The following is a 26259-nucleotide window of genomic DNA, read 5'->3' on the forward strand; positions in this document are numbered from 1 at the left end:
TCGGTTTCCCTTCCTCAGGGGCACCCCGGGCGTGGGCGGGTGCCGCGGGTCACAGTCTGTCCCATCGGCCACGCGATCGCCACGCGACCACACCGTGGGCCGGGAGCGGGGCCGGGAGCGTGACCGGGCCGCGGTGGTCCCGGCGCCCGCACCTCGCACCCGGCGCGGGCTGGTCGCGCCCGTACCCTGGGGCCGTGCCCGCCACCCCCGTCGCCCCGTCGAGCGGTCCCGCCACCACCCTCGTGCGCCGTGCTCGCAAGGTCGACCGCGTCCTCGCCGAGACCTACCCCGACGCCCGCTGCGAGCTCGACTTCGACAGCCCCTTCGAGCTCCTCGTCGTCACGGTGCTCAGCGCCCAGACGACCGACCGCCGGGTCAACGCCGTGCGGCCGACGCTGTTCGCGGCGTACCCCGACGCGCGGGCGATGGCGGCCGCCCCCCGCGAGGACCTCGAGCGCATCGTCGGCCCGCTCGGCTTCTTCCGCGCCAAGACCGAGTCGCTGCTCAAGCTCTCGGCCGCGCTGGTGGAGGACCACGGCGGCGAGGTGCCGCCCCGGCTCGACGACCTGGTCAAGCTGCCCGGCGTCGGACGCAAGACCGCCAACGTGGTGCTCGGCAACGCCTTCGGCGTCCCCGGCATCACCGTCGACACCCACTTCGGGCGACTGGCCCGGCGGCTGGGCTGGACCGAGGAGACCGACCCGGTCAAGGCCGAGCACGCGATCGGCGCCCTGTTCCCCCGGCGCGACTGGACGATGCTGAGCCATCACCTGATCTGGCACGGTCGCCGCGTCTGCCACGCGAAGAAGCCGGCCTGCGGTGCCTGCACGGTGGCGCACTGGTGCCCGTCGTACGGCGCGGGGCCGACCGAGGCCGAGGCCGCTGCCGCGCTCGTGAAGACCCAGGGGCCGGCGTGAGGCGCCGGCGCCGGTTCGCCCTCGCGGCGGCGTCGGCGCTGCTGCTGACCGGGTGCGCGTCCGGAGTGGACCCCGCCGACAGCTCGACCGGGACCGACCAGCAGCCGTCCCTGGAGGGCGAGACCAGCGGTGAGCTGCCCGACGTCCGGCTCGACCCGTTCGACGGGTCGGGGGAGCCGCTGGACCTCGGGTCGGTCAAGGGGCCCCTGGTGCTCAACGTGTGGGCGAGCTGGTGCGCGCCCTGCCGCGAGGAGCTGCCCTACTACCAGTCGTTCTCCGAGGCCTTCCAGGGCCGCGTCGACGTGGTCGGGATCGACTTCCAGGACACCCAGACCGGCCGGGCGAAGGAGCTCGTCGAGGACACGGGCGTGACCTACCCGCTCTACTCCGACCCCGACGGGGTGACCCGCACCCGCATCCTGCCGCGGATCGTGCTCGTCGACGCCGGGGGCGAGGTCGTCTTCCAGCAGTACGTCGAGATCGAGTCGGTCCGTCAGCTCGAGGACCTCGTCGCCGAGCACCTCGGGGTGCGTGCGTGAGCCTGCCTGACTGGATGGAGCCCATCCGCCGGGGCGCGGCGACCATCACGGCCGAGGACATCAGCCGCTTCGTCCCGCCCGAGGGGGCCAGCACCCGCAAGGGCGCGGTGCTGATGCTCTTCGGCGAGGGTGAGCGCGGCCCCGACCTGCTGCTGACCGAGCGGGCCCACACGATGCGCTCGCACCCCGGCCAGGTGTCCTTCCCCGGCGGCTCCATCGACGCCACCGACGCCTCGCCCGTCGCCGCGGCGCTGCGCGAGGCCGAGGAGGAGACCGGTCTCGACCCGGCCGGCGTCGACGTGCTCGCCTCGCTGCCCGAGCTGTGGCTGCCGCCCAGCAACTTCGCCGTCACCCCGGTGCTGGGCTGGTGGCGCGAGCCGGTCCCGGTCGGGGTCGTCGACGCGGACGAGGTGCACGCCGTGCTGCGCGTCCCGCTCGAGGAGCTGCTCGACCCGCAGCACCGCGTCACCGTCACCCACCCGATGGGCTACCGCAGCCCGGGGTTCCTGATCGGCGAGCAGCACGACCTGGTGCTCTGGGGCTTCACGGCCGGGCTGGTCAACAAGCTCTTCGACCACGTCGGGCTGACCCGTCGGTGGGACCCGCACGTCGAGCACCCATTACCGGACTACATGCTCGGCCTGGGCCAAGATTGAGCGCCTGACCCCTCCGGGCGTCCCTCCGGCCCGTCCCTGCAGCCGTCCCCTCCCGCCGAACCGAGAGCGCAGCCATGAACCTCCTCGACTGGTGCCTGGTCGCGCTGGTGCTCGCCTACGCGCTCTCGGGCTACTGGCAGGGGTTCGTCACCGGCGCCTTCGCCACCGCCGGCCTCGTGCTCGGCGGCTTCGCGGGCATCCTGCTCGCCCCCCAGCTGCTCGGCGACGCCGCGCCGTCGCTGTGGGTCTCGCTCGGCGCGCTGTTCGTGGTGCTGGTGCTGGCCTCGATCGGGCAGGCGATCTTCCAGTGGGTCGGCAGCCGGATCCGCGACCGGATCACGTGGCAGCCCGTCCGTGCGGTGGACGCCCTCGGTGGGTCCGTGCTGAGCGTGGTCGCGGTCCTGATCGTGGCCTGGATGCTCGGCGTCGCGATCAGCGGCTCCCGGCTCCCCGGCATCGGCCCCCAGGTCCGCGAGAGCAAGGTCCTCGTCACCGTCAACGACGCGATGCCGGTGCAGGCCCAGCAGGTGCTGCGGTCCTTCGACTCCGTGGTCGGCAACAGCTTCTTCCCCCGCTACCTCGAGCCGTTCGCCCCCGAGCGCATCGTCGAGGTGGCACCGGCCCGGCCGCGGGTGCTGCGTGACCCCGACGTCCGCGAGGCCGGCCGCAGCGTCTACAAGGTGCGCAGCAGCAACCGCTGCGGCAGCGGTGTCGAGGGCTCGGGCTTCCTCTACGCCCCCGAGCGGCTGATGACCAACGCCCACGTCGTCGCCGGGGTCACCGAGCCGCAGGTGGTCACCGACAGCGGCGAGACCCTCGACGCCACGGTCGTGCACTACGACCCCGACATCGACGTCGCCGTGCTCGCCGTGCCCGGGCTGGACGGTCCCACCCTGCGCTTCGACCTGCAGGGCGACGAGCGCCAGCAGGGCGCCGTCCTCGGCTACCCCCAGGACGGCCCGTACGACGCCCGCGCCGTGCGGATTCGCGCCGACCAGCGGCTGCGCTCGCCCGACATCTACGGCAACGGCACCGTCGTGCGCGAGGTCTACTCGCTGCGCGGCCTGGTGCGCCCCGGCAACTCCGGCGGCCCGTTCGTGTCCACCGACGGTCGTGTCCTCGGCGTCGTCTTCGCGGCCTCGGTCAGCGACGCCGACACCGGCTACGCCCTCACGGCCCGCCAGGTCGGCCGCGCCGCCGCCGTCGGCATCGACGCCACCGCCCGGGTGTCCAGCGGCAACTGCACCTGAGCGGTCGGCTCAGCGCTTGCCCTTGAGGGCGCTCGGGAACTCCTTGGCCTGGCCGATGGCGCGCTCGGGGGCCTTGACCTGCTTGAGCTTCTTGACGCCCACGAAGCCGAGCACGCCGGCGATCAGCAGGTAGAGGAAGAAGACGATCAGGAAGCCCCAGGCGAGGTCGAGCCCGGTGAAGGAGATGAAGTGGGCGATCGCCACCGACAGCATGATGATCGCGAGCAGGGCCAGGAAGGCCGCCGCGGCGAACAGGCCGATGCTGATGCCGCCGGCGCGGACGGAGACCTTGAGCTCGGACTTGGCGAGCGCGATCTCCTTCTGGATCAGGCCGGAGACGTCGCGGCTGGCGTCGACGACCAGCTTGCCGATCGTGGGTTCCTCGGTGACTGCGGGCTCGCGGTGTGCCATGGGGTGCTGCCTTCGGTTGGGGACGCCGGGGTTCGCTGAGACCCTACCGTCACGACTGCGCCGCGCCGCCGCGGTTGGTCCCGGGGACGCTGCAGTGAGAGAGTGGTCGCCCGGGAGGGGAGTATTCCCTCGCGACGCGCTCGTCAGCACGGCCAGGACGCACCCTGACCCGGACGCGTCGGTCAGCGGCGCGACACGGCGGCCGGTGGCGGAAGAGACCTCCGGACAACGTCTGCGTCCCGGCGCAGCCAGAACACCTAAGGTCGTCTCTCTCGTGGTCGTCTCCCCCCTCGTCTGGTGGCTCACGATCGGCATCACCGTCGCGGTGCTGCTCTTCGACATCCTCATCATCGGCCGTCGCCCGCACGAGCCCTCCCGGCGCGAGGTCAGCGTCGCGCTCGCGGCGTACATCGGGCTCGCCATCGCCTTCGGCATCGGCGTGTGGGTCTTCGCCGGTCACCAGTACGGCACCGAGTTCTTCGCCGGCTGGCTGACCGAGTACTCCCTCTCGGTCGACAACCTGTTCATCTTCCTGATCATCATGGCCAAGTTCGGGGTGCCCAAGGAGCTGCAGCAGTCCGCGCTCCTCGTCGGCATCGTGCTGGCCCTGATCATGCGCGGCATCTTCATCTTCGTCGGCGCCGCGGCCATCGAGCAGTTCAGCTGGGTCTTCTACATCTTCGGCGTCTTCCTGATCTGGACCGCCGCCAAGCTCGCCAAGGAGGGCGCCAGCGACGAGGAGGAGGAGTTCGAGGAGAACCGCCTCATCAAGTTCGTCGAGAAGCGCTTCCCCGCCACCGCCGAGTGGCACGGCTCGAAGATCTTCACCACGGAGAACGGCAAGCGGGTCATCACGCCGATGTTCATCGTGATCATCGCGCTCGGCACCACCGACCTGCTGTTCGCGCTCGACTCGATCCCGGCGATCTACGGCCTGACCGAGGAGCCGTTCCTGGTGCTCACGGCCAACATCTTCGCGCTGATGGGCCTGCGGCAGCTCTACTTCCTCATCGGCGGGCTGCTCGAGCGCCTGGTCTACCTGTCCTTCGGGCTCGCCTTCCTGCTGTTCTTCATCGGCGTGAAGCTGATCCTGCACGCCATGCACGAGAACGAGCTGCCGTTCATCAACGGCGGCGAGCACATCGAGTGGGCCCCCGACATCCCGACCCTGGTCTCGCTGGGTGTCATCATCGGCACGCTGGTCCTCACGACCGTGCTGAGCCTCGCCAAGACCGGCCTGCCCAGCAAGGACGAGAAGCCGGGCGTCAAGAGCCTCTGAGGCCCACCCCGGCCCCTCGGGGCCGGGGTGACCCGGCTCACGGAACAAGGGCGCCGGCCGACCTGTTCTGTTGAACGTTCAAACGTCAACGGAAGAGGCCTCCCCATGAAGATCCTGATGCTCGTCGGCAGCCTGCGCGCCGGTTCGTGGACCGGTGAGCTCGTCGCCACGGTTCCGGGCCTGCTGCCCGAGGGCGTCCGGGCCGAGGTGTACGCCGGCCTCGGCGACCTGCCCCACTACGACCAGGACCTCGACGGCGACGCGGCTCCGGCCTCGGTGCTCGCCTTCCGTGAGGCGCTGGGCGGCGCCGACGCGCTGGTCGTGGCCACCCCGGAGTACAACGGCTCGATCCCCGGCGTGCTGAAGAACGCGATCGACTGGGCCTCGCGCCCCCGCGGTGCCGCGCCGATCGACGGCCTGCCCGCCGCGGTCCTCTCGGTCAGCCCCTCGCCGCGCGGGGCCCAGTGGGCCCGTGAGGACCTCGTGAAGGTGCTGCGCGTCGCCGGCGCCCAGCCGCTGGACGACGCCCTGGGCGTCGCGACGGTGCACGAGACCGTGGTCGACGGCGCGATCACCGACGCCGACGTCGAGGCGGCCCTGCGGCTGCTCGTCGGTCGGCTCGTCGACGCGGGCCGGGAGCGCGTCGCGGCCTGAGCCCCGCGCGCGGCGTACGTCCCCCGGGACGCCAGGCGCCCCGGTCGCCGGAGCGGACCGGGGCGCTTGACGCGTCAGCCGCGGGTCAGTCGTCGGAGGAGCTCTTCATGCCCTTGCCGATGAGGTCCATCACGGTCGAGTCGGCCAGCGTGGTGACGTCGCCGACCTCGCGCTTCTCGGCGACGTCCTTGAGCAGCCGCCGCATGATCTTGCCCGAGCGGGTCTTGGGCAGCTCGGGGACGACCATCACCTGACGGGGCTTGGCGATGGCGCCGATCTCCTTCTGCACGTGGCTGCGCAGCTCCTGGATCAGCGACTCCGGGGCCTCCTCGCCGTCGGCCAGCGCCGACTCGCGCAGGATGACGAAGGCGCAGACGGCCTGGCCGGTCGTCTCGTCGGCGGCGCCCACCACGGCCGCCTCGGCCACCTTGGGGTGGGAGACCAGCGCCGACTCGATCTCGGTGGTCGAGAGGCGGTGGCCCGAGACGTTCATGACGTCGTCGACGCGGCCGAGCAGCCAGATGTCGCCGTCGTCGTCCTTCTTGGCGCCGTCGCCGGCGAAGTAGAAGCCGTGGTCGGCGAACCGCGACCAGTAGGTGTCCTTGAACCGCTCGTCGTCGCCCCACAGGGTGCGCAGCATCGAGGGCCAGGGCTCCTTGACGACCAGGAAGCCGCCGGAGCCGTTCGGCACCGACTCGCCGTCCTCGGTGACGACGTCGACGACGATGCCGGGGATCGACTTCATCGCCGAGCCCGGCTTGCCGTGGGTGACGCCGGGCAGGGGCGAGATCATGATCGACCCGGTCTCGGTCTGCCACCAGGTGTCGACGATCGGGGCGGTGCTGGCGCCGATGTTCTCGCGGTACCAGACGTAGGCCTCGGGGTTGATCGACTCCCCGACCGAGCCGAGCAGCCGGATCTTCGACAGGTCGTGGTCCTGGGCGATCTCGCCGCCCCACTTCATGAACGTCCGGATCGCGGTGGGGGCGGTGTAGAAGATGGTGACGCCGTACTTCTCGCAGATCTCCCACCAGCGTCCCTTGGTCGGGGTGTCCGGGGTGCCTTCGTACATCACCGAGGTCGCCCCGTTGGCCAACGGGCCGTAGACGCCGTAGGAGTGACCGGTCACCCAGCCGACGTCGGCGGTGCACCAGTAGACGTCGGTCTCGGGCTTGAGGTCGAAGATGCCCCAGTGGGTGTAGGCGCACCCGACGAGGTAGCCGCCGGTGGTGTGCAGGATGCCCTTGGGCTTGCCGGTGGTGCCGGAGGTGTACATCACGTAGAGCGGGTGCTCGGCGTCGAAGAACTCGCACGCGTGCTCGGGCGAGGCGGAGTCGACGGCGTCGTGCCACCAGACGTCGCGCTCGTCGTCCCAGGCGACGTCCTCGCCGGTGCGGCGTACGACCAGGACCTTGCGGACCTGGTGGCCGTCGTTGTCGGCCGCCTTCTGCACCGCCTCGTCGACGGCGGGCTTGAGGGCCGAGGGGGCGCCGCGGCGGTAGCCGCCGTCGGCGGTCACGACCACCTTGGCGTCGCAGTCGGCGAGCCGGCTGGCGAGCGCGTCGGAGGAGAAGCCGCCGAAGACCACGGTGTGCGGCGCACCCAGGCGGGCGCAGGCTAGCATCGCGATCGCGGTCTCGGGGATCATCGGCATGTAGATCGCGACCCGGTCGCCGGTCTGCACGCCCAGCTCGACCAGGGCGTTGGCGGCCTTGGACACCTCGTCCTTGAGGTCGGCGTAGGTCAGGTCGCGGGCGTCGTCCTCCGGTTCTCCGACCCAGTGGAAGGCGACCTTGTCGCCGTGACCGGCCTCGACGTGCCGGTCGACGCAGTTGTACGCCGCGTTGATCCGCCCGCCGACGAACCACTTGGCGAACGGCGGGTCGTCCCAGTCCAGGACGCGCTCCCACTTCTGGTCCCAGTCGAGGCGCTCGGCCTGCTTCTCCCAGAACCCGAGGCGGTCGGACTCGGCGTCGGCGTACGCCTGCTCGGTGAGGTTGGCGGACTCGACCAGGTCGGCGGGCGGCTCGAAGCGGCGCTCCTCGGTGGACAGGTTGGCCAGGGTCTCGTTGGACTCCGTCATGGGGTGCCTTCTCCTACTCGTCGACGACTGGTGGCGCGGCTCACGTGTCAGCCGAACCTACTCCCGAGCCCGCCCGCGGACGACCCTCCGATCGGGTCGTCCGCAGGCGGGGTGCGGGTGCTGCGTGGTGCCTAGTGCTGGACCGACGCCTCGGCGCCGGCGCCGGTGAGGGCGCGGACCTCGAGCTCGGTGTAGCGGTCCTCGGCGGCCGGCTCCTTGCTGGTGACCGAGCCGAGGTAGCCGAGCAGGAAGCCCAGCGGGATCGACACGATGCCGGGGTTCTCCAGGGGGAACCACGAGATGTCGATCGAGGCCGGCAGCAGCGAGAGGTTGGCCCCGGTCGCGGCGTCGGTCTTGCCGGACATGATGGGGCTGAAGATCACCAGGCCCACCGAGCTGATCAGACCGCCGTAGATGCTCCACACGGCGCCGCGGGTGTTGAAGCGTCGCCAGAACATGTTGTAGACGATCGCCGGCAGGTTGGCCGAGGCCGCGATCGCGAAGGCGAGCGCCACCAGGAAGGCGATGTTGAGCTTCTGCGCCGGGATGGCCAGGATGATGGCGACGAGGCCGATGGCGCCGGCTGCGATGCGCGCCACCTTCAGCTCCTCCTTCTCGGTGGCCTTCCCCTTGCGCCACACGCTGTTGTAGAGGTCGTGGGCGACGCTGACGCTCGAGGTGAGCGTCAGGCCGGCGACCACCGCGAGGATCGTGGCGAAGGCGACGGCTGCGATGACGGCGAGCAGGATCGCGCCCCCGGTCGAGCCGGAGCCGCCGCCGACGGTCTCGGCGAGCAGCGGCGAGGCCAGGTTGCCGCCCGAGGCGGTGACGCGCTCCATGTCGGAGTCGCCCAGCAGCGCGGCGGCACCGAAGCCCAGGACCAGCGTGAACAGGTAGAACACGCCGATCAGGCCGATGGCCCAGAGCACCGACTTGCGGGCGTCCCGCGAGGTCGGGGTGGTGTAGAAGCGGATCAGGATGTGCGGCAGGCCAGCGGTGCCCAGCACGAGGGCGAGGCCCAGGCTGAGGAAGTCGATCTTGCTGGTGGTGGAGACGCCGTACTTCAGCCCCGGCTCCAGGAACGCCGAGCCCTTGCCGCTGTTGCTGGCGGCGGTGCCGAGCAGGTCGGAGAGGTTGAAGCTGAACTGCGCCAGCACCAGGACCACGATCAGCGCCGAGCCGGCCATGAGCAGGACGGCCTTGACGATCTGCACCCAGGTGGTGCCCTTCATGCCGCCCACGGTGACGTAGAAGACCATCAGGACGCCGACCGCGAAGATGGTGACGTTGGTGGCGAACTGGCCGTCGATGCCGAGCAGCAGCGAGACCAGCGCACCGGCGCCGACCATCTGCGCGAGCAGGTAGAAGATCGAGACCACGACGGTCGACGTCGCGGCCGCGGTGCGGACCGGGCGCTGCTTCATCCGGTACGCCAGCTGGTCGGCCATCGTGTAGCGGCCGGAGTTGCGCAGCACCTCGGCGACCAGGAGCAGGGCCACGAGCCAGGCCACCAGGAAGCCGATGGAGTAGAGGAAGCCGTCGTAGCCCGAGAGCGCGATGGCACCGGAGATGCCGAGGAACGAGGCGGCCGACATGTAGTCGCCACCGATGGCCAGGCCGTTCTGGAAGCCGGAGAAGTTGCGGCCGCCGGCGTAGTAGTCGGCCGCGCCCGAGGTCTGGCGGCTGGCCCAGAAGGTGATGCCGATCGTCAGTGCGACGACGGCGAGGAAGAGGGTCGTGGTCAGGACCTGGGTGCTCATGCGCGGGCCTCCCGCTCGTCGGAGCCGCCGCGGCGGCCGCGCTCGTACGCCTCGTTGAGCTGGCGGGCCAGCGGGTCGAGCTTGCGGTTGGAGAACGAGCTGTAGGCGTAGGCCAGCAGGAACGTGGTCACGAACTGCAGCAGGCCGAAGACCAGCGCCACGTTGATGTTGCCGAACAGCTTGGCGCCCATGAAGCCCGGCGCCCAGTTGCTGAGGATGACGTAGAGCAGGTACCAGACCAGGAAGGCCACGGTCGCCGGGAACACGAAGCCGCGGTAGCGACGGCGCAGCTCGGTGAACTCGGCCATGTCGTGCAGCCGGTCGTAGACGGGGTCGTGCCGGGCGGCCTGGTCCGAGGACTCCCGCTCGGTCCGGGCGCGGTCGGCGTCGGCCGCGGCGTCGCCGGCGGCGGTCCTCCCGTCGGGGGGTGGGGACGCGGTGTGGCTCATGGGGGCACCCTTCTGCGCAGGCGTGAGGACGGTCTGTGATCGCCGTCACGCTCGCACCGCGGGCGGGGAGGGGGCGACCCTCCCGGCCGGGTGTGCGGCAGGCGGGCGGGCGCGTCGGTGAACGGTCGAGGTCGTACGACGAACGGTCGGTCACCGGACAGCCCGAGGGTGCGGGGACTCGGGAGACGGTGGCACGTGCCACGGTCTCCCGAGCGTGCGACGAGACCGCTCAGCCCTGGTCGAGCCGGACCGTCTCCGGGGTGTGCAGCCGCACCAGGAACCGCGAGGTGTGGGCCGGCACCTCCGCGCGGGTCAGGCGCGAGACCACGACCATCGTGAGGAAGGCCAGCGGCACCGCCCACGCCGCAGGCTGGCCGACCAGCGAGGCGACCCACCCCCCGGTGCGGTCGACGACCAGGTTGTCCACGACCGCGGCGCCGGTGAGCAGGCCACCGGCGACGAGGCCGGCCACGGCGCCCCGCGCGGTCAGCCCGCGCCACCAGATGCCGAGCAGCAGCAGCGGGCAGAAGGTCGCCGCCGCCATCGCGAAGGCCAGGCCCACCACCGTGGCCACGCCGACCTCGCGGGTCACGAGGGAGAGCAGGTAGGGCACCACGACCGCCACCACGGCCGAGACCCGGAAGCCGGTCACGCCCTCCAACCGGCGCGAGGTGACGTCCTGGGTGAGGACGCCCGCCACCGCCACGGTCAGGCCCGAGGAGGTGGCCAGGAAGGCCGCGAACGCCCCGGCGGTCAGCAGCGCGGTCAGCAGGTCGCCGCCGAGGCCGCCGACCATCCGACCCGGCAGCGCGAGCACCACGGAGTCGCTGCCGGAGGCGGCGAGGTCGGGGGCGTAGAGGCGCCCGAGCGCGCCGTACACCGGGGGGAGCACGTAGAAGGCGCCGAGCAGCGCCAGCACCGCGAGCGTGGTCTGGCGGGCGGCCCGGCCGTCGGGGTTGGTGTAGTAGCGGACCACCACGTGGGGCAGGCCCATCACGCCGAGGAAGGTCGCGACCATGAGGGAGTAGGTCGAGTAGAGCGGGTGGTCGCCCGCGAAGTCGATCGGGTCGGCCCAGGCCAGGCCGTCGACGCCCGCGCTGACCAGGCCCGGGTCGGCCGGCGACCGGCCGCCGTCGCCGAGCCAGACCAGCACGAGGAAGACGAGCGGGAGGAGCAGCGCGGTGAGCTTCAGCCAGTACTGGAAGGCCTGCACGAAGGTGACCGAGCGCATCCCGCCGGCCAGCACGTTGAGCAGCACCACGACGGCGACGGCCAGCCCGCCGGCCCACGGTGGCAGTCCGGTCGTGGTCTCGAGCGCCACGCCGGCGCCCTGGAACTGCGGCATCAGGTAGAGGAAGCCGATCACCACGACGAGCAGCGCCGAGGCCCGTCGTACGCCGCGTGAGTGCAGCCGTGCCTCCGCGAAGTCGGGCAGCGTGTAGGCGCCCGAGCGGCGCAGCGGGGCCGCGACCAGGCACAGCAGCACGAGGTAGCCGGCCGTCCAGCCGACGGGGTACCAGAGCATCTCGGCGCCGTTGCTCAGCACCAGCCCGGCAATGCCGAGGAAGGAGGCGCCCGAGAGGTACTCCCCGCTGATCGCGAAGCCGTTGAGGCCCGGGCGCACCGAGCGGGAGGCGACGAAGAAGTCCGAGGTGGTGCGCGACAGCCGCAGTCCCCAGCTGCCGATCGCCAGCGTGGCGACGGAGACGAGCAGCACCGAGAGCAGCCCCAGGACGGTGCCCGAGTCGCCGAGCACGGGTCAGGACCGCTCGACGACGCGCGCGAACGCGCGCTCGTTGCGCTCGGCCAGGCGGACGTAGCGCCAGGCCAGGAGCACCAGCACCGGGTAGCAGCCGAAGGCCAGCAGGCCCCAGGAGACCGGCATCCCCAGCAGCTGCGCGCGGGTCAGCCACGGCACCAGCACGAACAGCAGCGGCAGCGCGCCGACGGTGAGCGCCAGCGCCAGCAGGACGCCCAGGCCCAGGCGCAGCTGGGCGCGCAGCAGGGTGCGGAGGTAGATCTCGCCCAGCTCGCTCTGTGCCTCCATCTCCGAGGCGGGCGTGGGGCGTGGGCGCTGCCGGGAGCGGCCGGTGCGCGGGCTGGTGACCCTGACCCGCTCGGTGCGCTCCGTGCGCTCGGGGTGCTCGTTCACGACGGCTCGCCCGGCGCCGCGGTGCCGCGCGGGCGCCCCCGTCGGACCAGCAGGTCGCGCAGCTCGCGGGTGTGGCGCCGGCTGACCTGGAGGTCGGCGCCGTCCACGACGACCCAGCAGCGGCCGGCGTCGACGTGCAGCTCCTCGACGTACGCCGTGTTGACCAGCCGCGAGCGGTGGATCCTGACGAAGCCGCCGGCCGCCCACTCCTGCTCGAGCTGGGAGAGCGGCACCCGGACCAGGTGGCTCTCGCCGTCGACGTGCAGCCGGGCATAGTCGCCCTCGGCCTCGACGTGGCGGATCCGCGAGACGGCCACGAACCGGGTGACGCCACCGCGCTCGACGGCCACCTGCTCCTCGGCCGGATCGGCGGCGACGGGCTCGGCGCGCGCGGCGGCGACCACCCGGCGCACGGCCTCGGCGAGGCGCTGCTCGCGCACCGGCTTCAGGACGTAGTCGACGGCGTGGAGGTCGAAGGCCTCCACGGCGTGCTCGTCGTGGGCGGTGACGAACACCGTGGCCGGCGGTGAGCGGAACTGGGCGAGCACCTGGGCGAGGTCGATGCCGGACAGCCCGGGCATCTGGACGTCGAGGAAGACCGCGTCCACCTCGAGCTGGCGCAGCAGCCGCAGCGCGTCGGTGGGGGAGTCGGTGGCGTGGACCTCGCCGACGCGCGGGTCGCGGCGCAGCAGCCAGGTGAGCTCGTCGAGCGCCGGGCGCTCGTCGTCGATGACCAGCACCGCGAGCGGCCGCTCGTCGGCCGCCGGACCCGGGACGCCCACGGGCGTGCTCACGGCGTCAGGCCGGGGGCGAACTTGGGCACGCGCACGACCACCCTGGTGCCGGCGCCCGGTGCGGTCTCCACGACGAGACCGTAGTCGTCGCCGAAGGTGGTGCGCAGTCTCTCGTCGACGTTGGCGAGTCCGACGGAGTCACCGGCCGCCTCGCCGGCCAGCACCGCGCGGATGCGCTCGGGGTCCTGCCCCGCGCCGTCGTCCTCGATGGAGATCACGCACTCGCGGTCCGCGTCGCGGGCCACGATGGTGATCACCCCGCCGCCCTCGCGCTCGAGGCCGTGCTGCACGGCGTTCTCCACCAGCGGCTGCAGGCACAGGAACGGGATCGTCACGCCGAGCACCTCGGGCGCCACCTGCAGCACCACCCGGAGCCGCTCGCCGAAGCGCGCCTGCTCGAGCAGCAGGTAGCGCTCGATCGAGCGGAGCTCCTCGGTCAGGGTCGTGAACTCGCCGTGCTGGCGGAAGGAGTAGCGGGTGAAGTCGGCGAACTCCAGCAGCAGCTCGCGCGCCCGGTCGGGATCGGTCCGCACGAAGGAGGCGATCGCGCCGAGGGAGTTGTAGATGAAGTGGGGGCTGATCTGGGCGCGCAACGCCCGCACCTCGGCGCGGGCGAGGCGGTGCCGCTGCTCGTCGAGCTCGGCCAGCTCCAGCTGCCCGGACACCCAGCTGGCCACCTCCTCGGTCGCCCGCAGCAGGCTGGCAGACGGGGTCTCCGCCAGCGCGACGAGCGCGCCCGCGACCCGGTCGTCGATGACCAGCGGCGTCGCGATGGCGTGCCCGACCAGGCAGCCCTCGGTGTCGCAGGCCAGCTCGGCCCGACCGGCCACCACGGTCGCGCTGCTGGCCACCGCCCGGTCGGCGAGCGCCCGCGCCTGCGCGGTGTGGTGGGTCGAGAGGCCGTCGTACCCCAGGAGGGTCTCGGTGTCGGCGAGCGCCACCGCGGCGGTTCCCAGCAGCCCGCGCAGGTGGCGCAGCGCGAGGTCGGCGGTCTCGGCGGTCAGTCCCCGGCGCAGCGCGGGCGAGGCGAGCGAGGCGGTGTGCAGCGTGCGGAAGGTGGCGTGGTCGGCGTCGGTGCCGAGCTGGCGGGTGCGCCACCAGCGGCTGCGGAGGCCGTCGAGCACCACGGGGGACCTACCGGAAGTCGATCAGCTGCATGCCGGGGTCCTCCGGCGGGCGGCGGTCGGCGGGCCGGGTGACGGCCTGGTGCTCCAGACCGGGCGGGTCCACGTCGTGGTCGACGGGGGCGTGGCTGGGCTCGGGCGGCAGGTCCTGGTGGCGTACGACGGCCCGGAACGTCCGCGTCACCCAGGGCAGCTGCATGCCGTCGTGACCGCGGCCGTAGCCGTCGTACAGGCTCGCCACCTCGGCCAGCGTCCGCTCCCGGGTGCTCTCGGGCATCGTCGCGACGTGGGAGACCGAGCGGGCGAGCTCCTCGAGCGAGCGGGCGGTGTGGGATTGCCAGAAGCGGAACCGCTTCTCCTCCACGAACCCGAAGTAGGGGCTCTCGAGCAGCGCCTTGGTCGGCAGGTCGCCGTCGCGGTCGCTGGCCGGGTCGAGCAGCCGCCGCAACCGGCGTACCCAGGGGATGGAGGTGTCGTAGGTGTTCCAGACCAGGGCGATCACGCCGCCCGGACGCAGCACGCGCGCGATCTCGGGCAGCGCCAGCTCGGCGTCGAACCAGTGGAAGGACTGGCCGCACGCCACCACGTCGACCGACCGCGACCGGACCGGGATCGCCTCGGCGGCAGCGGCCGCGTGGGGCACCGGGACGTTGCGTCCCAGCCGGGCGAGCATCGGCAGCAGCGGCTCGGTGGCCAGCACGTGGTGGCCCGCGCGGTGCAGCACCTCGGTCAGCTTGCCGGTGCCGGCACCGAGCTCGACGACGTGCGCGCGGCCACCGCCGGTGAGCCAGGCGACCGCGTCGTCGGGGTAGGACGGCCGGGCGCGGTCGTAGGCGTCGGCCACGGAGCCGAACGACGTCGCGGGGCTGGGGGTCGGCTCGCTCATGCTGCGCCGAAGATACCCTCACCGCCGTGTCCCCCGTCCCCCCCGAGCCCCCCTCGTCCCGACCCGCGACCGGCGCGCCGGGCCCGGACCCCCTGGAGTGGCTGACCGGGCTCGAGGGCGTGCCGTCGGGCTTCGCCTCGACCCGCGACGGCATCGACGCGCTGCTGCGCGACCGTGGCCTGCGGCGCAGCACCCCGGCGCAGACCGCGGAGTCGCTGCTGCGCGGCGCGCACGCGAGCGCGGCGCTGGAGGGCTCGACCTCGACCCTCGAGGAGGTCCGCGACGGCGCCGGCGACGAGGCCGCCGCCGCAGCGGTCCGGGTCAGCACCGAGCTGCTCTCGCTCGTCCCCGTGCTCGGCCGGGCGCCGCTGCAGGCGCTGGCCCGGGTCCACGCCCTCACCGGCGCGCCCGACCCCGGCCGCCCGGTCTCGCCCGAGGCGGCCGAGCGGCTCGGCTCGCTGGGTCGGACGGTGCTGGCCACCCGCGTGCCCGCGCTGCTCGTCGCCGCGCTGGTGCACGCCGAGGTCGTCAGCGCCGCGCCCTTCTCGGCCCACAACGGCCTGGTCGCCCGGGCCGCCGAGCGGCTGGTCCTGGTCGCCCGCGGGGTCGACCCCGCCTCGCTCGTCGTCCCCGAGGCGGGTCACCTGGCGCTGCGGGCGGAGTACGAGTCCAACCTGCGCGGCTACGCCACCGGTGGCCGCTCGGGCCTGCACGCCTGGCTGTTGTACGCCGCGGAGGCGCAGGCCCGCGGCGCCGAGAGCAGCCCGCTGCGGGGGTGACCCGGCACCGCCGATCGAGCCCCGGCACACAGGTGAGCGGCACCGGGAGTGCGTAGCTGTGTCCTACGCGTCCTCGATGCCGCTCGACACACGACGCCATGGCTACCAGGCGTGCACTCTCTAACTGCGGCCTCCGGGCGTGCCCGGGGGACCTGCGCCCTGTAGGAAGGGTGGATCGCCGCGTGGGTACCGGCGCCGTGTGTGGTCCTGTGGAGTTGTTCCTCCTTTGTACGCCGCCGTGAGGTGCGCCACAAGACTTGACTTCCGGACGGGCGAGGAGTTCGCAGGTCAGGGCCGGACCGGGCGCCTCAGGCCGGTCGACGGCGTACGCCGAGCCAGCCGACCACCGCCACCGAGAGCAGCGCGGCGACCCCGACGGCGGCGGCCGTGCGGCGCACCGGCGGGAACCGGACCCGGCTGCGCAGCGCGACCGGCTTGTCGAAGACCAGCACCGGCCAGCCGCGGCGGTGCGCCAGGCGGCGCAGCTCGCGGTCGGGGTTGACGGCGAAGGGGTGCCCGACGGCGCTGAGCATCGGCTCGTCGGTGATGGAGTCGCTGTAGGCGTGGCAGCGCTGCAGGTCGTAGCCGCGCTCCTCGGCGAGCTGCCGGACGGCCACCGCCTTGTTCTCGCCGTAGGCGTAGAAGGTGATGCCGCCGGTGTAGCGCCCGTCGGCGACCTCCATCCGCGTCGCGACCACGTGGTCGGCCCCCAGCATCGCCCCGATCGGCTCGACCACCTCCGACCCGCTCGTGGACACGATGATGACGTCGTGGCCGGCGTCGTGGTGCTCGGTGATCAGGCGCACCGCCTCGGCGTACACGAGCGGGTCGACGATGTTGTGGAGCGCGTCCGCGACGATCTCCTGCACCGTGCGCACGTCCCAGCCGGTGCTGAGCCGGCTCATGAACTGCCGCAGCCGCTCCATCTGGTCGTGGTCGGCCCCCAGCATGAGATAGCTGAACTGGGCGTACGCCGATCGCAGCACCGCCCCGCGACTGATCAGCCCGCCCGCCTGGAACTCCCGGCTGAAGGCGAGCGTGCTCGACTTGGCGATGATCGTCTTGTCGAGGTCGAAGAAGGCGGCCGTCGGGCCCGGGCTCATGGTCGGAGTCTAGGTGGCCATCCCTTTCGTCCCGGTCCGTTCGCGCCAGTTCGCCTCCACAGGCGCCCCCGGAGGCCCGCCCGTCCACAGCCGTCCGCGTCCACGCCCGGGGTGGGGCCTCCCCGCCGACGCTGGGCGCATGGACACCCCGGACCCGCTCCCGTCCCGCACCCCTGGGCCCGACGCCGCCCCGCTGCTGCTCTCCGCCGACCCCCTGCTCGTCTCCGACGTGCAACGGCTGGCCGCCGCCGCTGGTGTGGTCCCGCTGGTCGTCCACGACTCGGTGCAGGCGCTGCGGGCGTGGAGCGCGGCCTCGGTCGTGCTGGTCGGGGCCGACTGCGCCGCGGGGATCGCCGACTGCCGGCCGCCGCGCCGCCCACGGGTGCACCTGCTCGGCCGGGCCCCGGTCGGCGACGGCCAGTTCCGCCACGCCCTGGCGCTCGGCGCCGAGACGGTCAGCGAGCTGCCGGCCTCGGAGACCTGGCTGGTGGAGATGCTCACCGACGTCGGTGACGGCGGCGGGGTCCCCGGCGTGACGGTGGGGGTGGTCGGGGGCAGCGGTGGTGCGGGGGCGACCGTGCTGGCCGCCGCCGTCGCCCGGGCGGCCGCGGAGATCGGCCCCACGCTGCTCGTCGACGCCGACCCGCTGGGGGCCGGGCTCGACCGGGTGCTCGGGCTCGACGGTGCCGACGGCATCCGCTGGGACGCGCTGCACCGCACCACCGGACGCCTGAGCACGCGGTCGCTGCGCGAGGCGCTGCCGCGGTCCGGCGACCTGTCGGTGCTGACCTGGCCGCCCGACCGCGGCGGTCGGCTGCAGGCGTTCGCGGTCCGCGAGGTGCTCAGCGCGGGGCGTCGCGGGTTCGCCACCGTCGTGGTCGACCTGCCCCGGCACCCCGACCCGGTCGCGGAGGAGGCCACGGTGCGGTGCGACCACGTCGTGGTGGTGTCCCGACTGACCGTCCCGGCGGTCAGCGCCGCGTCGCGCGTGGCCGCGCGGCTGCCCGAGCCGCTGCCGCGGCGCCACCTGGTGACCAGGGGAGGGGCGGGCGGCGTGACCCCGGAGTCGGCCGCCCGGCTGCTGCGGCTCCCGCTGCTCGCCGCGATGTCGGACCAGCGCGGGCTCGACGAGTCCATCGACCTCGGTGCCGGACCGGGCCGGGCGGGTCGCGGTGTCCTGGTGCGCACGGCGCGGTCGGTGGTGCGGGCCCTGGCCGACCCCGTCGGCGGCGCCGGCGCGGTGGCGTGAGGTCGCCGTGGCCGACCTGACCCGGGTGGACGAGCACCCCGGCCCGTCGTACGCCCCGGCGGCGGCGGTCGCCGCCGACCTGCTCGACGGGGTCCGCGAACGCCTCGCCCGCGACGCGGCCCCGCTGTCGCCGCAGGTGGTCGCCCGCGCGCTGCGCGACCAGGGCCACCCCGTCGGCGACGCGACCGTGCTCGCGGTCCACGACGCCCTGCAGCGCGACGTCGTCGGCGCCGGGCCGCTCGAGCCGCTGCTGCGCCTGGAGGGGGTGACCGACGTGCTGGTCAACGGGCCGGGTGCGGTCTACGTCGACCGCGGCCGTGGCCTCGAGCTGACCGGGGTGCGGTTCCCCGACGACCAGGCCGTACGCCGCCTCGCCCAGCGCCTCGCCGCCACCGCCGGCCGCCGGCTCGACGACGCCTCGCCCCACGTCGACCTGCGGCTGCCCGACGGCAGCCGCTTCCACGCCGTGCTGGCCCCGCTCGCGCGCCCCGGCACCACGCTGTCGCTGCGGGTGCCGCGCTCGACGGTGTTCACCCTGGCCGAGCTCGTCACGGCCGGGGCGGTGCCCGAGGCGGGGGCCGCGCTGCTCCGCCAGGTGGTCGAGCGCCGCCTGGCGTTCCTGGTCTCCGGCGGCACACGGCCAGGGTAGTAACCACTAACCCTAGGAACGCGCAGTCGCCCGCGCGCGCCCACTATCGTCAGGTCCGCGTAGCCCTTCGGGTCGCCGTCGGCGACGGACCTGACGATAGTGGGCTTGTCAAGCCTGTTTCTGGAAACGCAAAACCCGGCCCACGAGGGGCCGGGTGAGTGGAGTTGCGATCAATACCCGGCCCACGAGGAGACAGGTGAGTACAAAAAACCGAACCCGCAAGGGGGACGGTGGGTAACCGGGAGCGTAGCCGACCTGCGGTGTTCGACCAAGTCAACACACGTCGAGGCAAGTAAAAACCCGGCCCACAAGGGGCCGGGCGGGTATGGCCAAAGCATAGCGTCCTGCAAGCGGTCCTGTCGAAGTTTCCGGTGTCGGGTGGGTCTCACCACCCTGCCGGGCGGGTGTAGTGCCCAGCAGGGTCGGGCAGCTGGTTCCCGAAGAAGTCGGCGGCACCCAGACGCTCCCACCAGTGGCTGCCGACACCGAAAGTTGCATCGCTCTTGAGGGCGCCAGCCGTATAACTCTTGTTGTTGGGGTTCACCACCCCGACGGGGACGCGCTTGCGTGCTTCCATGATCGGGAATGCGAGATCGCTGTCGTTCGAGATGACTACGGCCGCATCGACCTGCTGAGAGAGCACGTCAAGAAGCAGATGCGAGGCGACGTTGACGTCGCTGCCCTTCTCCTCCAGGTGCAGGTACTGCACCAAGAATTGCGCGTCCTTCACAGGGTTCCCCGCGCTGTCCTTCACCATCACGGGCCAGTTGGACGTCACGATCTCGGGCTTGCGCTTCTTGCCCTCGTTCGCAAGCAGCCCCATCTTGGTCCGGGCGACGTAGTTGCCGTACTCGATGTGATCGACAGACCGCGAGGCGCGGATCGCCTTGAGGTACACGTCCTGGTCGGCGTGGCCCGAGGGGTTGGTCTTCGCGTCGACTCGCGCGGTGCAGTAGATGATCTTCTCGATCTGGGGAGTCTGAGAATGCCACTCGGGCCTGCGATTGAGGACTGCCTGGGTGACGGCGCGGACGTCGAGCCACCGCCAGCCAGCGGTCCCCCGGTTGCAGCAGGCCCGCCCGCCGTAATACAGGTTGTAGCCGTCGACGTAGACCCCAACTCGCATGCCGGGGACCATACGTGACCCCCGCATCGCGGTGTGCGGTTCGTCCGGACAGGTGAGACCCGTCTGGGGTCAGGCTGAATCGGAGGGGCTTCGGCACCCAGACGGCTACCACCACTTGCGTCGCGCGCGCCCGTTGCTGGCCAGCCCCACAGTAGGAGGGCTACGGCCGGCTTCAGACCTCACGATGGTCCTTCAAGGCAGCACAACCAGGCAATGCTGCGAAGAAATGGATGGAGACCATCATGATTCAGTCCGACACCGAGGACCTGGGGCCTTGCCCGGTCTGCGGGCGCGCTTTGCGGTACATCAAGCGCTCACAGTTCGACGACACCATCCCTGACACTCGTGACCTGCCGTTGTCTCCGGGCTGCACGTTCTGCCTGCAGGTGCCCGGGTCGCCGAGCGGGGACGGGCGGCCGTGATCGAGCCGACGCTGCGGCGGCCGCCTACTAGGACCATGTCTTTCGGGGAGCAGATCGCTGCGAGCAAGAACGCCCGCAGAAGATGGGACGAGGCGCTCGCGGCTTGGGATCGAATCGGGCCGAAGAAGTGCCGCATGTGCGGGGCCGCGCCCCGTTCGTGCGGAGCCGAGTGCCCGTTCAAGATCGCTGACGCTCATCAGCAGGATGCCGATGAGAGGTGGTTCCTGAGGCACCGCCTCGACGAAAGGATTCGGCCCACCACGTGGGCCGAGAGGGTCGGGACGTTCGTGCGTACTGGAATCGTTCTCGATGACTACGTTCGTCTTTCGTACTGGGGGAACAGGCGTCGCGATGGGTCGATCAGCGTGGGGTGGGTTTGGACCTACGACGTCCGGCCGGAGGAGATCGCCTAGATGAGCCGTGCGAGGTCGTCGGCGAGCCACTTGGGTGGACGGTGGGACAGGTTGCCTTCGACGTGCACGGTGTGGCTGGGGTGCGGTTCGCCCTCTACGACCAAGGCGTCGATCACGTCCTCTGGGTCGTCAGCGGCGATCTGACGGGCCGGGAGGGCAGGGCGGGGGTTTTGGTCCGTCGCGTCGTCGTCCAGGGCGGGCGGCGTGTAGGCGGTGGGTGACGGGGGAGGGTGCACGGTGCGCGGGTCGTAGGTCGCGTCGGGGTCGGCCAGCAGGTCGCGGAACAGGGTTTCGATGGGGTCGGCGGGGCCGACGCCGACCAGCACCTTGGACGTGGCTCCGAGTCCGCCGCGGTCAAGCAGGTCGTGCAGGATCTTGACCTTTTCCCGGGCCTCGACCGTGGTGTCGTCCAGCATCGAGTGGAGTCGCTTCACGGCGTCGTCCACCGACATCTGGATGCGGGTGGCGGCAGCCTGTTGCACTGCCGGAGCGAGCCCGCCGTGGGAGCCGCAGACGTTGGTCCCCAGTAGGGCTTCGCGGCGGCAACGGTCGCCGGTCTTGTAGTTGGCGGTGCATCGCAGGACGTGGGTGGGGGCGGTAGCCCACCAGTCCTCGTTGTGGGTGATCTTCTTGCGCGCCACGCTCAGTCCCATACAACGGATGTGCGGGCGATCGGACGGTCTAGCAGGGCGCGGCAGAGCCAGCAGAAGTGCACGGCGACGGCGGACTCGCCGCAGGGGATGAGCAGGCGGCTGCGGCTGCGCCGCTTGTCACCGCACACGTCGCAGACCGTGGCGTTGTGCCTGCGGTCCTGCACGATGGCGTCCATCAGCGGCATCGGCGGCACGGTGGCGTCAGCGTGCAGCAGCAGCGGCACGCCCATCGCCAAGTCGTCCGGGATGGGTGTGGCGAGCGTGGCTCGCACGATGGTGTCGACGCGCTCGTCGTTGAGGGCGACGGTGTTGGGCTCGGCCCAAGCAATCAGGCGGTCGCCGTCCACGGTGTCCGCGGGGTCGGTGATGTCGTCGTTCATTGCTACTCCTCGGCGCAGACTTCGCAGACTGGTGCCGTCCCGGCGGAGGAGTCTGCGTACCTCCGCCGGGACGGTGTTCTAGGCGACGTAGAGCGCGGGGGGCGCGTAGGTCGGGTTGGCGGAGACCTGCATGACGAGCCCGGCGAGGCGGTGGCGTACGCCGGTGCCGAAGCCGGTGGTCCAGTAGGAGTCCACGAGCGGGTAGTCGGCGTTGCCGCCCGAGACGGGGGTGAGGCCGGGGAACCTGGGGTGGCGGCGCAGCATGATCGGGTTGGTGTTGGCCAGAGCCCCGCCCGAGGCGAGGGCCACGAGGTAGCCCGCGGGGATGCGGGAGGTCTCGATGATGAGCGCGTCGTCGTAGGCACCCTTGACGGGAAAGCCGGCGAACGAGGCGGCGGGCTGATCGCCGACGAGGGCGCCCTCGGTGTAGAAGCGGGCACCCTGGGCCGGGATGAAGTCGGCGCGGGCCCCGTCGGCGACGCGGAACGTGGAGCAGCGGTTGCCCTCGGTGGCGTTGACGAACAGCACGACCTGGGTGCCGTTCTCCTGGGAGTAGCCGTGGGACTTCAGGTCGTCGATCGCCTCGTCCAGGTCGCCGGAGTTCAGGGCGGCCGCGCCCGTGGTGCGGAAGTGGGTGTGGGTGCCGTTGAACGAGTTGCCGGCGTAGGTAGGCGGGGTCCAGCCGTCGCCGTTGGCGAACGCGAACACGTCGTAGACGGCGTTGGTGCGGGTGTCGGTGACCTTGCGGTTGGTGGGGGAGAACACCGTTCGCATGACCTCGCCGAACAGGTTGTCCTGGTCGGCGGCGATGATCGCGTTGGCGTTGGCCTGGACCTCGGTGGTGGTCGCGTCGGCGAGGTAGCGCCAGGTGGCGGCCCAGCGGGCGTCGTACCACTTGAACGTGGCGCCCATGTCGAGCACGTCGTGGAGGGTGCGGCTGGACTTGGCGATGCCGAACTCCGAGGCCTCCTCGAAGATGTCCTCGCTGCCCGCGACGGTCTGCAGCACCGAGGTGACCGGGGTGGTGACGGTCTGGGTGAACAGCGACAGGAAGTTGGCCTGCTGCTCGTTGTGGATCGCGGCGACTGCGTTGAGTTCCGCGAAGAGGTCGTTGAGGTTGCGTCCGTCTGCGGTGGTCCGCATGAGGTCGCTGAACACGCTGTAGCCCTGACGAGCCATGGGGGTCTCCTAGGTAGGGGAGTAAGTGGGGTCGGTGCCGCGCACCACGCCGGAGCGATTGATCGCTACGGGACTGGTGGGCATCCCGCCCGTGCTACCTAGTGACCGGCCACTGGCCGGAGCGCGCACTATCGCGACTGTCCTGCTGGGCTGCTCGCCCTGTCACTGACCACATGCGGTGCGTGACGCGTCAACCATAACTCGGAACCGGGGCGGTTCCGTCTGAAACTTTGCGCAGCCCGATTCTGAAGCAACGGCTACATGCGACGGTCGCCCCGACGCCAGGCGTCGGAGCGACCGTCGTGGCCGGTGCCACGGGACTAGCCGTCAGCCCACTTCTCGATCGCGGCGATGTTCTCGAGCGCCTGGTCGTAGGCCTTGCCGTTGATCGGCACCCGGACGTCGGGCTCGTGCACGTCGACGCCGGGCAGGGTCTTCATGAAGTCGCGCTGGGAGGCCTTGGCGTTGTTCAGGTCGATGGAGCTCAGGTAGAGCGACACCGGGTGCTCCTTGCCCGCGTACTGGAACAGGATGTACGCGCCCTTCAGGTTGACGGAGAAGACAGTCCAGCCCCGCTCGATCAACCCCGCGGCGATGTCACGAGATCGGGTGCTGGGCGTGTAGCCCTTCTGGCGCTTGAGCATCTCCTCCATGTCGGCGGCGACCTTGGCGTCGAGCGTCGGCCAGTCGCTCGACGTCGTGGCCGTCGGCGCGGCGCTCGCCACCGTGACGTTGCCGTCCTTGCTGAGGGTGATCGTGCCGCTGAAGCCGACCGGGATGTGGAAGTGCAGGTCATCGGGCATGGGGTGCTCCTCGGGGTTGTAGGGCTCGTTGACTCATATTAGAGCAGATGCGAGCACATGAAGCAATGAGAACCAACAAGCGGCAACACGCAACACGAGCAGCGAGGGGGAATCGGTGAGCGGTCCGTAGCCAGGGGTCTTGGCCGGAGTTTCGGAATTCGTTGTTATTGCACCCGCAAATTGCGTAATACGTTGTCAGAGCCGGTCATCTTGACGGATCCAGTCGTCTTGTGATAGGTTGAGACCATGAACAACCACCCGTTCATCAACCAGAAGGAAGTGATCGACGACTGAGAGGAGGAACCCATCGTGTTGGAATGCATCTTGTTCTTGATGGCAATGACTGCCTTCATTGAGGCAGTGAATAGAAGTAAGCCGAACGGCTGAAACGAAGTCGTAGGGGCGGCGCCGCATCAGCGGTGACCGCCCCACGGCTCTTTGGGCGTCCTGCTGGCAACCTGTGAGACGCAAAGTGACCGCGGGTTCCGATCGGAAACCGAGTACGGTTGTCCCCAGCCGTTAGGAGCCGATGCCCGCTGGGCCGAAACGCTTGAGGCTTACCGGGTGGGTCCACGCCCGGCTGACAAACAACGACGGCACGTCATGAGGAACCCGGCCCGGGTGCCCCTCGCAGATCACTCTCTGCTGAGGAGCACTAATGGGCCGCGAGCATTCCGACCACGACCACGACCACGACCCCGACGCCGCCGTTCGCAAGGCCGGAGCCCGTGTGGGCGGGCTGAGCACCTGGGGACGGACCCCGTCGCCGGAGGAGCGGGCCGACGCGCTGCGGCGCTTGGCGGTCGCTCGGATCGACCGCGAGATTCGCGAGCAGCGGGCCAAGTCGCCGTCGCCGGACCCGACTGAGATCGGCTACCTCGTCGGGCTGCTGCTGATGTGGGGGCAGTCCGACCCGGAGGCGGTCGAGCGGCTGGAGCGGGCGATCCGCGAGGCCGTCTACTGCACCCCTTCGGTCACCGCCGAGGACCGCGCCCGGCTGGCCGCCATTCTCCGTAGCGGCGGCGAGCGGTGAGCCGCCGCAGCCTGCCCGCCAACGACGCCCGCACCGATCGCAAGAACGCCAAGCGGACTGCGCGGCGTCCCGCCCACCAGGACAAGTACGCGGGGCGGCGCGGCAGCCCGCAGGACCGCAACCTCAACGAACAGCTGGGTGCCCTTGCCCGGCACTTCAACGGCGAGCGGGCGGACCGTGGCTGAGCCCGAGCAGCCCAACCTGCACCGACTGATCGACAGCCTGAACATCGCTGGACTCGACACCGACGCGATCGCCGAGTTGCTCGCGGATCAGATGGGTGAGAACAACGTGGACTACATCCTGGAGAAGGTGGCCGAGGCCCGTCCGAGTTGGCTGGCACGGCTCCAGGAAACGGACCACGACCGCGTAGCGCAGGCACAGATGTACGGCTACGACAAGGAACGCGAGCGTCGGCGCCGGCGCATCAAGTACGAACTCGATGCTGAGGAGCGCTCGCAGGAGGGTCTCGGTGAAGCGCGGTACGCCGACGGTGGGGCCTTCATCCATGACATCCCGGCCGTACCGCCGTCACTGTGGGGCACCGGCAATCAGGTCGTCTGGATGAAGGGCGAGGCGTTGATGATCGTGGGTCCTCCCGGCGTGGGTAAGACGACGCTGACTGCGCAGGTAGTGAAGGCGCGGTTGGTCGGCGGCAAGGTGCTCGGTATGGAGGTCGAGCCGGGCGAGAGGGTCCTGTACCTGGCGATGGACAGGCCGCAGCAGATCGCTCGTGCACTTGCTCGCACCCTGCGCGACGTCCCCCGGGACCTCCTGGCCGAACGGTTCGTGCCGTGGGAGGGGCCGCCGCCGGGTGATTTCGCCGCGAACCCGGAAGCGATGCTCCGCATGGCCAGGCAGCAGCGGGCCGACACGATCGTCGTGGACTCGTTGAAGGACGCAGCCATCGGCCTCACTAACGACGAGGTCGGCGGCGGGTACAACCGCGCCCGGCAGATGTGTCTCGCTAACGACGTCGAGGTCATCGAACTGCACCACAACGTGAAGCGCGGTGCGGACGGCAGGCCCCCCAACAGCCTGGAAGACGTTTACGGCTCTCGGTGGCTGACGGCAGGAGCAGGGTCGGTCGTGTTCCTGCACGGGAAGCCGGGTGACCCGGTAGTTCGGTGGCTGCACTTGAAGCAGCCCGCCGAGGAGGTCGGCCCGTTTGACGTCACCCACGACCACGCCCTGGGGTTGTCGCAGGTGTACGGCGCGCTCGATCTCGTCGAACTCGCCAACGCCGCAGGCAAGGATGGCGTCACTGCGGAACAGGTCGCCCGACTCATGTTCGAGAAGTCCAAGCCGGACAAGTCCGAGCGCATGAAGGCCATGCGGCGGCTCGACGCTCTCGCCCGAGACGGGAGGGTCGGGCGTGTAGACGGCGACGCCGCTACTAAGCAGCCGACCCGGTGGGTCTCAGAGGCGTCCGGAACGGCGTGGGACGAGGATGGCGAAGGCCTCATCTAGCGAGCCGGGACCGTACGGCCGGACCGTACGGCTGCCTCCGCGGCGG

28 protein-coding genes are annotated in these 26259 nt (G+C 71.3%); 13 read left to right on the forward strand and 15 right to left on the reverse strand.

Going from position 1 to position 26259, the window contains the following annotated elements:
- Positions 1-194 precede the first annotated feature (194 nt).
- The 4 genes from nth to EDD33_RS00630 all read left to right on the forward strand — a co-directional run bounded on the left by nth (position 195) and on the right by EDD33_RS00630 (position 3362).
- Positions 195-917 (forward strand): endonuclease III, encoded by a 723-nt coding sequence (gene nth, locus EDD33_RS00615; RefSeq protein WP_123388691.1) that lies wholly within the window; start codon positions 195-197, stop codon positions 915-917.
- Positions 914-1456, forward strand: coding sequence for a TlpA family protein disulfide reductase (locus tag EDD33_RS00620; RefSeq protein ID WP_170169662.1), 543 nt, complete (start codon positions 914-916; stop codon positions 1454-1456). Before nth ends, EDD33_RS00620 begins: the two co-directional genes overlap by 4 nt.
- Positions 1453-2112, forward strand: coding sequence for an NUDIX hydrolase (locus tag EDD33_RS00625; protein ID WP_246003286.1), 660 nt, complete (start codon positions 1453-1455; stop codon positions 2110-2112). The genes EDD33_RS00620 and EDD33_RS00625 overlap by 4 nt, the downstream gene beginning before the upstream one ends.
- A gap of 74 nt (positions 2113-2186) precedes the next feature.
- Complete coding sequence (locus EDD33_RS00630) at positions 2187-3362, forward strand: MarP family serine protease (protein WP_123388692.1); 1176 nt, start codon at positions 2187-2189, stop codon at positions 3360-3362.
- A 9-nt stretch (positions 3363-3371) separates the two neighbouring features.
- Here the strand turns inward: EDD33_RS00630 and EDD33_RS00635 are convergent, their stop codons facing one another.
- Positions 3372-3773, reverse strand: coding sequence for a phage holin family protein (locus EDD33_RS00635; protein ID WP_056542511.1), 402 nt, complete (start codon positions 3771-3773; stop codon positions 3372-3374).
- 274 nt (positions 3774-4047) lie between these two features.
- On the opposite strand from EDD33_RS00635, the gene EDD33_RS00640 reads away from it, so the two are divergent.
- Together EDD33_RS00640 and EDD33_RS00645 are read left to right on the forward strand one after the other, a co-directional pair.
- Positions 4048-5052, forward strand: a complete 1005-nt coding sequence (locus tag EDD33_RS00640) for a TerC family protein (protein ID WP_123388693.1) — start codon at positions 4048-4050, stop codon at positions 5050-5052.
- 105 nt (positions 5053-5157) lie between these two features.
- Positions 5158-5706, forward strand: coding sequence for an NADPH-dependent FMN reductase (locus EDD33_RS00645; RefSeq protein ID WP_123388694.1), 549 nt, complete (start codon positions 5158-5160; stop codon positions 5704-5706).
- Positions 5707-5791: 85 nt separating this feature from the next.
- Here EDD33_RS00645 and acs read toward each other — a convergent pair whose 3' ends face one another.
- The 8 genes from acs to EDD33_RS00685 form a co-directional block, all read right to left on the reverse strand.
- On the reverse strand, positions 5792-7789 hold the full coding sequence (gene acs / locus EDD33_RS00650) for an acetate--CoA ligase (protein ID WP_123388695.1): 1998 nt from the start codon (positions 7787-7789) through the stop codon (positions 5792-5794).
- Positions 7790-7920: 131 nt separating this feature from the next.
- A complete protein-coding gene (locus EDD33_RS00655) occupies positions 7921-9549 on the reverse strand; it encodes a solute symporter family protein (protein ID WP_123388696.1) in 1629 nt (542 codons plus the stop codon).
- Positions 9546-9998: a DUF485 domain-containing protein gene (locus tag EDD33_RS00660; RefSeq protein ID WP_211332365.1), complete on the reverse strand. Its 453-nt coding sequence runs from the start codon at positions 9996-9998 to the stop codon at positions 9546-9548. The genes EDD33_RS00655 and EDD33_RS00660 overlap by 4 nt, the downstream gene beginning before the upstream one ends.
- A gap of 229 nt (positions 9999-10227) precedes the next feature.
- Entirely contained in the window at positions 10228-11754 is a 1527-nt protein-coding gene (locus tag EDD33_RS00665) for a sodium/solute symporter (protein WP_246003287.1), read from the reverse strand.
- 3 nt (positions 11755-11757) lie between these two features.
- Complete coding sequence (locus EDD33_RS00670) at positions 11758-12150, reverse strand: hypothetical protein (RefSeq protein WP_123388697.1); 393 nt, start codon at positions 12148-12150, stop codon at positions 11758-11760.
- Positions 12147-12944 carry a LytR/AlgR family response regulator transcription factor gene (locus EDD33_RS00675; protein ID WP_123388698.1) on the reverse strand — a complete coding sequence of 266 codons (798 nt, stop codon included), beginning with the start codon at positions 12942-12944 and terminating at the stop codon, positions 12147-12149. Before EDD33_RS00675 ends, EDD33_RS00670 begins: the two co-directional genes overlap by 4 nt.
- On the reverse strand, positions 12941-14068 hold the full coding sequence (locus EDD33_RS00680) for a sensor histidine kinase (protein ID WP_211332366.1): 1128 nt from the start codon (positions 14066-14068) through the stop codon (positions 12941-12943). Before EDD33_RS00680 ends, EDD33_RS00675 begins: the two co-directional genes overlap by 4 nt.
- Before the next feature lie 10 nt (positions 14069-14078).
- Positions 14079-14954 (reverse strand): class I SAM-dependent methyltransferase, encoded by an 876-nt coding sequence (locus EDD33_RS00685; protein WP_123388700.1) that lies wholly within the window; start codon positions 14952-14954, stop codon positions 14079-14081.
- Between the two features lie 26 nt (positions 14955-14980).
- Between EDD33_RS00685 and EDD33_RS00690 the strand changes: the two genes are divergently transcribed.
- Positions 14981-15733, forward strand: coding sequence for a Fic family protein (locus EDD33_RS00690; RefSeq protein WP_246003288.1), 753 nt, complete (start codon positions 14981-14983; stop codon positions 15731-15733).
- Between the two features lie 308 nt (positions 15734-16041).
- Here the strand turns inward: EDD33_RS00690 and EDD33_RS00695 are convergent, their stop codons facing one another.
- Positions 16042-16836, reverse strand: a complete 795-nt coding sequence (locus EDD33_RS00695) for an HAD family hydrolase (protein ID WP_123388701.1) — start codon at positions 16834-16836, stop codon at positions 16042-16044.
- A 139-nt stretch (positions 16837-16975) separates the two neighbouring features.
- Here EDD33_RS00695 and ssd point away from each other — a divergent pair, with 139 nt between their 5' ends.
- Both ssd and EDD33_RS00705 read left to right on the forward strand, forming a co-directional pair.
- The gene (gene ssd / locus EDD33_RS00700; RefSeq protein WP_123388702.1) at positions 16976-18085 is read left to right on the forward strand and encodes a septum site-determining protein Ssd; all 1110 of its coding nucleotides are present in this window, start codon (positions 16976-16978) and stop codon (positions 18083-18085) included.
- 7 nt (positions 18086-18092) lie between these two features.
- Positions 18093-18734, forward strand: a complete 642-nt coding sequence (locus EDD33_RS00705) for an ATPase, T2SS/T4P/T4SS family (protein WP_342773572.1) — start codon at positions 18093-18095, stop codon at positions 18732-18734.
- 385 nt (positions 18735-19119) lie between these two features.
- Here EDD33_RS00705 and EDD33_RS00710 read toward each other — a convergent pair whose 3' ends face one another.
- On the reverse strand, positions 19120-19860 hold the full coding sequence (locus EDD33_RS00710; RefSeq protein ID WP_123392839.1) for an NYN domain-containing protein: 741 nt from the start codon (positions 19858-19860) through the stop codon (positions 19120-19122).
- 418 nt (positions 19861-20278) lie between these two features.
- Here EDD33_RS00710 and EDD33_RS00720 point away from each other — a divergent pair, with 418 nt between their 5' ends.
- The gene (locus EDD33_RS00720) at positions 20279-20695 is read left to right on the forward strand and encodes a hypothetical protein (RefSeq protein WP_123388704.1); all 417 of its coding nucleotides are present in this window, start codon (positions 20279-20281) and stop codon (positions 20693-20695) included.
- Here the strand turns inward: EDD33_RS00720 and EDD33_RS00725 are convergent.
- From EDD33_RS00725 to EDD33_RS00740, 4 genes are all read right to left on the reverse strand, one after another.
- Entirely contained in the window at positions 20692-21336 is a 645-nt protein-coding gene (locus EDD33_RS00725) for a hypothetical protein (protein WP_123388705.1), read from the reverse strand. The two genes, EDD33_RS00720 and EDD33_RS00725, sit on opposite strands and share 4 nt — an antisense overlap.
- 2 nt (positions 21337-21338) lie before the next feature.
- Entirely contained in the window at positions 21339-21728 is a 390-nt protein-coding gene (locus tag EDD33_RS00730; RefSeq protein ID WP_123388706.1) for a hypothetical protein, read from the reverse strand.
- Positions 21729-21806: 78 nt separating this feature from the next.
- Positions 21807-22907 (reverse strand): hypothetical protein, encoded by a 1101-nt coding sequence (locus EDD33_RS00735; protein WP_123388707.1) that lies wholly within the window; start codon positions 22905-22907, stop codon positions 21807-21809.
- Between the two features lie 320 nt (positions 22908-23227).
- Positions 23228-23710 (reverse strand): hypothetical protein, encoded by a 483-nt coding sequence (locus EDD33_RS00740; protein ID WP_123388708.1) that lies wholly within the window; start codon positions 23708-23710, stop codon positions 23228-23230.
- Positions 23711-24368: 658 nt separating this feature from the next.
- Here EDD33_RS00740 and EDD33_RS00745 point away from each other — a divergent pair.
- Genes EDD33_RS00745 through EDD33_RS00755 form a run of 3 tightly spaced genes read left to right on the forward strand, consistent with a single transcriptional unit; the run spans position 24369 to position 26213 of the window.
- Positions 24369-24743, forward strand: a complete 375-nt coding sequence (locus EDD33_RS00745) for a hypothetical protein (RefSeq protein ID WP_123388709.1) — start codon at positions 24369-24371, stop codon at positions 24741-24743.
- Positions 24740-24928: a hypothetical protein gene (locus EDD33_RS00750; RefSeq protein WP_123388710.1), complete on the forward strand. Its 189-nt coding sequence runs from the start codon at positions 24740-24742 to the stop codon at positions 24926-24928. The genes EDD33_RS00745 and EDD33_RS00750 overlap by 4 nt, the downstream gene beginning before the upstream one ends.
- Positions 24921-26213: an AAA family ATPase gene (locus EDD33_RS00755; protein ID WP_123388711.1), complete on the forward strand. Its 1293-nt coding sequence runs from the start codon at positions 24921-24923 to the stop codon at positions 26211-26213. Before EDD33_RS00750 ends, EDD33_RS00755 begins: the two co-directional genes overlap by 8 nt.
- Positions 26214-26259 lie beyond the last annotated feature (46 nt).

It is taken from the genome of Nocardioides aurantiacus (assembly GCF_003752505.1).
GTDB lineage: Bacteria > Actinomycetota > Actinomycetes > Propionibacteriales > Nocardioidaceae > Marmoricola > Marmoricola aurantiacus.